Genomic DNA, 7,964 nt, shown 5'->3' with positions numbered 1-7,964 from the left:
GAACAACTAGTGGGGTGGTTGAGGGTATTAATAACAAATTAAAAGTTATTAAACGTTCAGCTTATGGATTCAGAAACTTTAAAAACTTTCAATCCAGATGTTTACTTAATTGGAATTTTAACTAATAGTTTAGCATACTAGGTACTGAAGAACCGAATATTATAAGCGGACTTAATCGAATCAGCATGAACAGCAATCTTACCTTTCTTGGTCTCGGCGTTATGGGTGGATATATGGCAGCCAATCTTGCCCGTAGTGATTACTCCACTAGTAATTACCCCACTATGGCTTGGAATCGCACCCCTGATCGTCCAGGAGTGAAGATTGCTGCTGATGCTGGAGCCAAGGTAGTCTCATCGATCCGGGAAGCCGTCGAGTCAGCTGACATAATTTTTTCTTGCTTGGGGGATGTCCCAGATGTGGAAGCGGTTATGCTAGGAGCTGAGGGAGTGGCTGAGTATGCCAAACCCGATACCCTAATTGTGGATTTCACCACCATTGGACCAAATGCAGCCCAGGGAATCAGTGGGGAACTAAAGAAGCACAACCTACGTTTTCTGGATGCACCAGTTTCCGGTGGGGATATCGGAGCCAAAAATGGGACCCTAACCATTATGCTTGGAGGCGACCAGAAGGACTTCGAGGAGTGTAAACCCCTACTGGAAATTCTTGGCAAAACCATTCGCCTGTGCGGTCCGGTGGGCAGCGGTCAAGCCGTTAAACTGTGCAACCAGGTGCTTTGTTCTGTCCATATGGTAGCCCTATGCGAGGCAATGAAGTTGGCAGAACATCAAGGAATTGACCCTAATTTAGTTATTGAGGTTTGTAGCACAGGTGCTGCTGGGTCATGGGCGTTATCCAACTTAGGGCAACAAGTGGCTGAATCTGACTTTGAGCCTGGTTTCATGATTAAGCACATGGTCAAAGACCTCAGGCTTGTACTCGAAAGCCTCCAGTCTTCTAGTCTGGATTTGGCTGGAGTTGAATTAGCTGACCGTCTTTTCAAAGTTGTTCAACAACTTGACAGTGGTAAAGGAGGTGAACAGGGAACTCAAGCAATGATTCGTGCTTACGGCGAACTCAGAAGCTGAAGGATGATGGCTTTAACAAAACTCGCTATCCATCCCCAGCTTCTTTAAAGGTGGGGATGGATAGCGAGACCGATTCGTGATATAATAAAATTGGTCGATGACCCGCCTGACTGACTAAAAGGCTACCTATTGATAGAAGGTATACAAAGTACTAGCAGAGCTCAGGGAAGAGACTTGCCCCGGCTGGTTAGCCATAGATGCTGTAATTCCAAGGTAAGTCTGTCGTCAAACTATACGTCTGCGGAAGGCGGATGTCTGCCTGTGGACGCTGAGTAAGACCAATTCTAGCAGGCGCGCGCCTCCAAGGCCGGGGAACCCGGCCTTGGGTCGCGCCTCTGGTTGAGGCGTCGGGGACGCGCGCGGGAAGCCCGAAAGACGAATAAAACCGTCCCTGAGTTGACCTGAGAATTGGAAGCCCCAACCTCAGCGAAGCAGGTTGGGGTACTTCACGCTAGTAGCGGTGATACCAAGTATTTCTTGAGATTTTTCCAAAACTTGATCAGGGTCAAAGGGTTTAGTGAGGTACATATCTGTGCCGACCTCTTTGCCCTTTTGTTTATCAAACTCCTGTCCCTTAGCCGTTAGCATGATCACATAAATATCTTTGATACACAGAACATTTTTGATCTGATTACAGACATCAAAACCACTCATTTTCGGCATCATTAAATCTAGAAATACCAGATTAGGTTGCTCTGACTTAACTTGCTCTAGAGCATCTTCACCATCCTCAGCGGTGAGTAATTCTACCCCTTCATCTTCCAGGTCTTCCAGGGTTTGCTCGATCAGGAGTCTCATATAAGGTTCATCATCAACGATCAAGATTTTTTTAGTCATAGAGTAGTCTGCTGGGTAAAGCATTACCTGTTTCTACACCAATTAATTTACTTGATCAAGTGAGGTATTCCGGATGCTTTGCTAGTAAATCGGTAGGGTGTTTTAGGCATTGATTAATTAATCAGGGATAAGTATTCAAGCCGACACGATCTGAAAGTCGCTGTAGCTAAAGTACGACAAAAAAGTCCCCACACCAAATGGCAATGGGGGCAATACTGCAGTTGCTATCGTTGCCTGAAACTAATAATGCCCTGTATCAAAACCTGATCAAGCCAACAGTCTTTTCACTGTTTAACTGATCGGGGAGTTTGAGGGGTCTATCCATCCCCATCCCTATGCAGGGGTGGGGATGGATAGACCCCTGGCCGTAGGCCACGCTACGCGAACAAATATTTAGCGATGACTTGACGACTTATCGCCAAATATATATCCCTCTTTTGTCACTCTCCGAGAAGTAAAATAAGAGAATAAACAGATTGGGTAGCTCAAAGGTAGATAGGGCAATGGATGTAGAGTTACAGATTCTCAAACATAGTGCCAGAGATGCACAACCAACAGTTTCGGTTATTGATCAATATTGTGAGGCTTATAAAGACCTGTTTCCAGAAGTAAGAAGTTATGAATGTTTCAAATATTTACATTTAGGAATAATCTCACCGATAAAGAGAAAGTCGCTATAGGTGCGCTTGACCTAGGCGAATTAAATTCGCCACGGGTCGCACCTCCAGAAATAGCTAAGTTAGTAGGCATAAAATCTGCTCAGTCACTCCATCATTTTCTAGCCAATTCTCCTTGGTCAGCGACTGAATTAACATCCCGAAGATTAAGTCGGACGCTCAAAGCATTAAACTCCCAAATAATCACGGTAATAATTGATGAGACAGGGGATAGAAAAAAAGGAAATAAAACTGACTATGTAGCCAGACAATATTTAGGCAGTGTAGGAAAAGTAGATAATGGAATCGTGTCAGTAAATGCTTATGGAGTCTATAAAAATATTCCTTTTAATTTACTAGTTAAAGTCTTTAAACCACAAGGAAAACTGAAAGAAGGAGATACATACAAAACGAAGATTGAACTAGCCTCGGAAATAATTACTGAATTAGTCAATTATGGATTTCGGATTGACTTAGTATTAGCTGATAGCTTGTCTGGTGAAAGTAGTTCATTTATCAGTACATTAGACAAATCCAAATTACCTTGGATATTAGCAATTAAAAGCAATCATGGGGTCTGGATGCCAGTTGCTCAGAGAGTAAGAGCTAATAAGTGGTGTAAGTTTGAGCGAATATTTAGCAATCAAAAATCATAAACTAGATATATCCGAGAAATTATTTTTGGCAAGAGAAGTTACAGAACTTATTGGGAAATGACTACAGTTCCTGAAACCATGCCAGAGAACTCTACATCTTTTGTCATGACTAATATTCAGGATAAAAGGAGTAAAATTAAGAAGATTCTAGGCAATCTTTACGGGAGGCGAACATGGGTTGAATATGGTTTTCGGCAGTGTAAACAAGAACTGGGTTGGACAGATTATCGTTTTACGGATTTTCAGGAGATTAATAAATGGTGGGAACTAATTATGAGTGCTTATCTAATGATTAGTTTAAATACCCAGGAAATGTCTACTTTAAATTCATCTGAACTAGCTGATTCTGAAATGCCGAATCCGACTGTTGATTTCTCAACACATCCACAAGCGATGCAGCGCGGTCTTGGGGAGGCAGCGCGGTCTTGGGGGTTCCCCCCATGAGCGACTGCCGTGGTTTCCCCCATGAGCGACTGCATCAAGACATGGAATAATAAAAGTGGATGGAAAAGTATCTTAAATAATTTTCGTTTAATTATTCAACCAACTCTTTTATTAGGATTGATTTTACCGTGGCTAAATGTTATAGATAATTCTTATTTGTTACTCGGATTTCATGATTTAATTGATACTATAAATCAAGTTAAACCATTTTAAGTTTATTGATCAACTCCCCGATTTTTTATTATCTCTTAAATTCGGAGAGTGACAGAAGAGGGATATAGCAACCGAAGTATAGTTTAGGAAAGAGTATTTTGGTTGAAAGGGAGCAGGGAGTAGGGACTAAGGCCGTAGGCCACGCGGGGCGCGTTCGGAGCAGAAATATGTCTTAAGCTTTACTTCGACTGCTATATAATGATAGAAGGTCGATAGATAAGTGTAGAAACAGTGAGACATCAAGCCGTCAAAATAAGGATTTACCCCACACAAGAGCAAATTCATATACTTGCTCAGCACTTTGGCTGTGCTCGTTGGTGGTGGAATTATGCGCGCTAAATCAATGCATAGAAACTTACAAAGAGACAGGCATTGGGTTGTCTTGTTCTGCACTCAATGCTATGTTGCCAAAGCTCAAAAAAGATGAGAAAACCGAATGGCTAAAAGACTGTTACTCTCCTTGGGGGGAGGTAAATGCCTGTACTTCCTGCGGAAAATGCGTAGATGCTTGTCCCACAGGGGCAATTTTCCGTAAGGGCACAACAACTGCAGAGAAAGAACGCGATCGCGGTAAGCTGGAATTTTTGGTTACAGCTAGAACCAAACAAGAATGGAAGCGATAGGTTCTACTAATTAATAGTTGGACAATTGGATCAGTAATAGTTATGAACAAATCTCAGACAAGCCTAATTAGTCATATCTCTTGGGGTCGTATGGAGGTAACCAATAATGGTGATAATTATCAATTCAAAGGTTGTAAAGTATGGCCGGGAGGAGCTAAGGAATGGGATTGGAGACTTACAGGTACTCGCCATCAGCCCGGTATTCAACCCGCCGATATCGAAGAAATTTTGGCTCAGGGCATAGAGTTTATGGTTTTGTCCCGTGGTATGCAACTAATGCTACAAACCTGTCCAGAAACTGAGGAATTGCTCCATCAAATAGGAATTGAGTATTATATCGGGCAGACTAAATTAGCTGTAGACCTATTCAACAGTTTGATGCAACAAGGTAAAAAAGTCGGAGGTATATTTCATTCGACTTGTTAACTCGTTATCAGCTTGAGTAACGATGGAAAAAATTAAATTAGCAACAGTATGGTTAGCGGGGTGTTCGGGATGTCATATGTCCTTTTTGGATCTAGAGGAATGGCTGCTCGAACTCGCCCAATATGTAGATGTGGTTTACAGTCCCGTTGGGTCTGACCTGAAAGAATACCCGGAAAACGTGGATGTTTGTTTAGTAGAGGGTGGTATTGCCAATGAAGATAACTTAGAACTCATTAACCAAGTTCGGGAACGTAGCAAAATCCTCGTTTCTTTCGGAGATTGTGCCGTCACTGCCAACGTTCCTGCTATGCGGAATATGCTGGACGGTGCAGAACCTGTTCTCAAACGCGCCTATCTCGAATTGGGGGATGTCACTCCCCAACTCCCTTACGAACCAGGAATTGTACCGGAATTACTAGAGCAGGTACTGCCCGTTCACCAAGATAGCAGCTTGTAGTAGGGTGGGCAAAAACAGTTTGCTTCTTTTGAGTATTCTAGATTATATTACTTTGCCCACCCTACTTTAATTGGTCTGTTCGCGTAGCGTCCGCGTAGCGCATAAGCTGATAGCTGATAGCACCTCAAGTAGCGTCCGCGTAGCGCATAAGCTGATAGCTGATAGCTTACGTTTTAGAATACTACAGCGGAATTGGTTCTGGTAAAGACGTCTATATCTAACCCCCTATTTAATACTGCAACTTCCGATCCATCAACCGATAAAAAGCCGGTGAAGGCGTCGTAACTTACATCAGTGCTGCCTACAACTACTATCGCATCACTTCCTACTTCGAAGTCGAGGATAATATCCAAATCTCCTTCTAAGAACTGATCTGCGAAAAACTCGTAGATATCGCTGCCGCCGCCACTGATCAGAACATCGGATCCTTCATTGCCAACAACAACATCATCTCCTAAGCCGCCTCGAACAATATCATCTCCCAGACCGCCGAAGACAAAGTCAGTTCCTCCAGCACCCTGGATGTTATCGTCTCCTGCTCCAGCCATGAGTATATCTACTTCATCGCCGCCAGCTGCTACATCATTACCGTCGCCAAAAATAAAAATGTTAGTTTGATCTTCTTGTCCTACGGCGAATACACCTCCACCCTCTTGAGGGCTATCAAAAAACATTGCACCCTCAAAGTCGCTTATAAATAGCGGACCTGTGCTACCTGGACTTAATATTGCTGCCATTTAATTGTCTCCTTGTTTTAGCTTGAATTTTCTCTAACAGTTGATGTAGGGTGGGCAGTGCACCAGACAGATAATGAAGCTTGCAAAGCGCGCTGGTAGGCACTGCCCACCCTAGGATTAATGACAATGATGCAAGATATCGGTTAATCACGTTGTATTCAGGTAAATCGTTAATTGTTAATGGGAATTAATGGGAATTAATGGAAGTTACCATCAACAATTAACGATGAATGAGTAGTCTAAACTACTACCTGGTAGGATGAGTGTTTAACCGGAATTGATATCAACTATAATTTTTTATACTTGAATAAAAATTATAAACAAATTATAAAAAAGTTAGACTTTTTTGATTTAAATCAAGTGTTAGAGGAAGCGATTATAAATTATTGTCAAGGATAAAAATTATAAACAAATTAGACTTACTTGATTCAAATCAAGTTTTACACAGGTCATAGCTTGTCCGGTGAATCACTTCATATTCAGGGCAAGGGTTAATGCTTAATGGTTAATTGTCAAGAGTCAATTAACCATTTTCAATTTTCAATTTTCAATTTTCAATTAAGGTAATCAAACGCCTCTTACGAGTAATTGCTCCTGTTTTCTCTAGTTGCATCAAAGCTCGTGATACGGTTTCGGGAGTCAAACCTAGTTCAGCAGCAATTTCTTTGAAGGGTTGGTCTAAGCTGAGAACCGTTTGATTACGGAACTGAGCTAAGTAGTGTAGATATTGAAGTACCCGGTCGTGAGCAGTCCGAATTTATCGCCACTCTAAACGGACTCTGAGGGAGTGAATGTGTCTAACCAAAATGGTCATGAAATTCTCGGCCAAGTCAGGATAAAGGCAAAGGCTTGACAAAAGAAGTTGCTTGGGATAAAAAATTACTCGTGAAGCTACCTTAGCAATTGCTGTGTAAGGATAGACCGTTGAAAAAAGAGCACTTTCAGCTAAGCTCTCACCAGCTCTAACAACCTGAAGTGTAACCATTTTCCCTGATTGAGTGTAGTGAACAAGTTTGAATCGCCCTGTTTCCACTACAAAAAAAGACGATGCGGAATTTACCTGGTAAAATAGCTTCTGTTCAGCAACCAGATTCTGGAAGATGACACCCTGACTTAGAGCAGGGGGAAGGCTCTCAGGTTTCAATAGATTCATCAATAAGGCTTCTAGTACGGCACGACATGTGAATAGTTTAAGCAATCATTTTTGGCGATGTCTGTTGGAAAAGATCGGAAAAAATCAGAACTTGAACACAGAAAATGTCCCAGGCAGCAACTATAGTTGTTTCAATTAAGGATAAGACGGTAATGAGGTAAAATAAAAAGGGTATATTTTCAATAACTGACAGCAATGCCATACAGTCTAGATTTCAGAAAAAAAGTAATAAAGTATATAGAAAAAGGTGGAAAGATTACAGAGGCAGCGAAAGTATTTGGGATAGGAATAGCGACAATATACAAGTGGTTAAATCGTTCATAACTAAAGGCGACTAAGGTAGAACGTCGTCAAAGAAAGCTAGATTGGAAAGCCTTAGAACAAGATGTCAAAGAAAATCCAGATGCTAAATTAATAGAGAGAGCCAAAAAATTTGGAGTGCGCCCGAGTGCAATATTCTACGCACTCAAAAAAATGAAAATAACTCGTAAAAAAAAAGAACTTCGTTATCGGGAAAGCGATGCAGCGCGGTCTTGGGGGTTTCCCCCGGAGACGAAACCTGATTACGTTGAGCCTTTATGGTTGGTAGGTTATGCAAAAAAGGGTTAAAACTTGAGGCGCGACCCCGTAATTTAATTCGCCATAGGAAAGCGCGCCTCCATTGATTAAGG

Annotated in this window: 7 protein-coding genes and 5 pseudogenes; 8 read left to right on the top strand and 4 right to left on the bottom strand. The window is 41.9% G+C overall.

Translation table 11 applies throughout. From position 1 onward, the window contains the following. Both F6K63_RS35870 and F6K63_RS35865 read left to right on the top strand, forming a co-directional pair. A partial coding sequence (locus F6K63_RS35870) for a transposase (RefSeq protein ID WP_287314013.1) occupies positions 1–125 on the top strand: 125 nt, incomplete at its 5' end. Positions 126–185: 60 nt separating this feature from the next. Beyond that, complete coding sequence (locus F6K63_RS35865) at positions 186–1,091, top strand: NAD(P)-dependent oxidoreductase (RefSeq protein ID WP_287314870.1); 906 nt, start codon at positions 186–188, stop codon at positions 1,089–1,091. Positions 1,092–1,514: 423 nt separating this feature from the next. Here the strand turns inward: F6K63_RS35865 and F6K63_RS35860 are convergent, their stop codons facing one another. Next, positions 1,515–1,928 carry a response regulator transcription factor gene (locus F6K63_RS35860; protein WP_044495885.1) on the bottom strand — a complete coding sequence of 138 codons (414 nt, stop codon included), beginning with the start codon at positions 1,926–1,928 and terminating at the stop codon, positions 1,515–1,517. 503 nt (positions 1,929–2,431) lie between these two features. On the opposite strand from F6K63_RS35860, the pseudogene F6K63_RS35855 reads away from it, so the two are divergent. The 5 genes and pseudogenes from F6K63_RS35855 to F6K63_RS35835 form a co-directional block, all read left to right on the top strand. Then, positions 2,432–3,897, top strand: a pseudogene (locus F6K63_RS35855) (IS701 family transposase). A 231-nt stretch (positions 3,898–4,128) separates the two neighbouring features. Continuing rightward, positions 4,129–4,355, top strand: a pseudogene (locus tag F6K63_RS35850) (helix-turn-helix domain-containing protein); the annotation flags it as partial. Next, positions 4,356–4,520, top strand: a pseudogene (locus tag F6K63_RS35845) (4Fe-4S double cluster binding domain-containing protein); the annotation flags it as partial. Between the two features lie 42 nt (positions 4,521–4,562). After that, a complete protein-coding gene (locus F6K63_RS35840; RefSeq protein ID WP_287314869.1) occupies positions 4,563–4,946 on the top strand; it encodes an Mth938-like domain-containing protein in 384 nt (127 codons plus the stop codon). 22 nt (positions 4,947–4,968) lie between these two features. Continuing rightward, positions 4,969–5,388: pseudogene (locus tag F6K63_RS35835) on the top strand (NADH-quinone oxidoreductase subunit B family protein); the annotation flags it as partial. 188 nt (positions 5,389–5,576) lie between these two features. Here F6K63_RS35835 and F6K63_RS35830 read toward each other — a convergent pair. The 3 genes from F6K63_RS35830 to F6K63_RS35825 all read right to left on the bottom strand — a co-directional run bounded on the left by F6K63_RS35830 (position 5,577) and on the right by F6K63_RS35825 (position 7,293). Then, positions 5,577–6,140, bottom strand: a complete 564-nt coding sequence (locus F6K63_RS35830; RefSeq protein WP_008191890.1) for a calcium-binding protein — start codon at positions 6,138–6,140, stop codon at positions 5,577–5,579. Between the two features lie 547 nt (positions 6,141–6,687). After that, positions 6,688–6,897 carry a helix-turn-helix domain-containing protein gene (locus tag F6K63_RS37540; RefSeq protein WP_202799301.1) on the bottom strand — a complete coding sequence of 70 codons (210 nt, stop codon included), beginning with the start codon at positions 6,895–6,897 and terminating at the stop codon, positions 6,688–6,690. Beyond that, complete coding sequence (locus tag F6K63_RS35825) at positions 6,898–7,293, bottom strand: Crp/Fnr family transcriptional regulator (RefSeq protein WP_202799298.1); 396 nt, start codon at positions 7,291–7,293, stop codon at positions 6,898–6,900. Positions 7,294–7,488: 195 nt separating this feature from the next. On the opposite strand from F6K63_RS35825, the pseudogene F6K63_RS35820 reads away from it, so the two are divergent. Further along, positions 7,489–7,809, top strand: a pseudogene (locus F6K63_RS35820) (IS630 transposase-related protein); the annotation flags it as partial. Between the last annotated feature and the right edge of the window lie 155 nt (positions 7,810–7,964).

Source organism: Moorena sp. SIO1G6 (assembly GCF_010672795.1).
Taxonomy (GTDB): domain Bacteria; phylum Cyanobacteriota; class Cyanobacteriia; order Cyanobacteriales; family Coleofasciculaceae; genus Moorena; species Moorena producens.
Note: the sequence above shows the minus strand (reverse complement) of the source record. Positions and strands in the feature narration are given on the sequence as shown.

What these genes read in the sequence shown, in the direction of transcription:
- F6K63_RS35825 (WP_202799298.1), bottom strand. Translation starts at nt 7,293, where the DNA reads ATGAATCTATTGAAACCTGAGAGCCTTCCCCCTGCTCTAAGTCAGGGT.
- F6K63_RS35860 (WP_044495885.1), bottom strand. Translation starts at nt 1,928, where the DNA reads ATGACTAAAAAAATCTTGATCGTTGATGATGAACCTTATATGAGACTC.
- F6K63_RS35830 (WP_008191890.1), bottom strand. Translation starts at nt 6,140, where the DNA reads ATGGCAGCAATATTAAGTCCAGGTAGCACAGGTCCGCTATTTATAAGC.
- F6K63_RS35865 (WP_287314870.1), top strand. Translation starts at nt 186, where the DNA reads ATGAACAGCAATCTTACCTTTCTTGGTCTCGGCGTTATGGGTGGATAT.
- F6K63_RS35840 (WP_287314869.1), top strand. Translation starts at nt 4,563, where the DNA reads ATGAACAAATCTCAGACAAGCCTAATTAGTCATATCTCTTGGGGTCGT.